Origin of the sequence: Pseudomonas sp. RL, assembly GCF_000647775.1 — a bacterium.
GTDB classification, from domain to species: domain Bacteria; phylum Pseudomonadota; class Gammaproteobacteria; order Pseudomonadales; family Pseudomonadaceae; genus Serpens; species Serpens flexibilis.
The window spans coordinates 1-862 of record NZ_JBOY01000225.1; the positions used below are offsets into that span (position 1 = coordinate 1).

Genomic DNA, 862 nt, shown 5'->3' on the forward strand with positions numbered 1-862 from the left:
GGCGGGCGGGCGCACGGGGTGCTCGGCTGGTGTCTGGCGGTGCTGCCGCCGGTGCTGCTGGCCGGCTGGCTCGGTACGCGGTTCGGCGGGTGGTGGGATGCGCTGGCGCTGTATTTCGCCCTCGGCCTGAACAGCCTGGCGCAGCACGCCCTGCCGGTGGCGCAGGCACTGCGCCTGGGACAGCTGGACGAGGCGCGGCGGCGGGTTGGCTACCTGGTCAGCCGCGACACTACCCAACTGGACGCCGCCGGCGTGGCCCGCGCTGGCACCGAGTCGGTGCTGGAGAACGGTTCGGACGCGGTATTCGCCACGCTGTTCTGGTTCCTGGTCGGCGGTGCGCCGGGGGTGGTGCTCTACCGGCTGGCCAACACCCTGGACGCCATGTGGGGCTATCGCACCGCGCGCCTGCGGCGTTTCGGCTGGGCGGCGGCGCGCATCGACGATGCGCTCAACTACGTGCCGGCACGGCTGGTGGCGATCACCTATGCGCTGCTCGGTGACACCCGCCGGGCGCTGCGCTGCTGGCGCCGTCAGGCGCCGCAGTGGGACAGCCCCAACGCCGGCCCGGTGATGGCCGCCGGCGCCGGTGCGCTGGGCGTCAGCCTGGGCGGCGCGGCGAGCTACCACGGGTGCGAGGAACAACGCCCACGCCTCGGCGAGGGGCCGCCGGCGCGGGCGCGAGACATCGAACGTGCGCTGAACCGCGTCTACGCCGGGGTGCTGCTGTGGCTGGCGCTGCTGTTGGCCGTCGGAGGCGTGCTCCATGCTTGAGCACGGCGGACGGCTGCGCCAGGCCGCGCGGCACCATGGCATTCCGCTGGCGGACTGGCTGGACCTGTCCACCGGACTGGCGCCGCAGGCC

The 862-nt window shown here is 74.2% G+C and carries 1 protein-coding gene and 1 pseudogene; both read left to right on the forward strand.

Going from position 1 to position 862, the window contains the following annotated elements:
* A partial coding sequence (locus tag AS93_RS0118425) for a CobD/CbiB family cobalamin biosynthesis protein (protein WP_027591936.1) occupies positions 1–771 on the forward strand: 771 nt, incomplete at its 5' end.
* Positions 764–862, forward strand: a pseudogene (locus tag AS93_RS20790) (threonine-phosphate decarboxylase); the annotation flags it as partial. The gene AS93_RS0118425 and the pseudogene AS93_RS20790, both read left to right, overlap by 8 nt.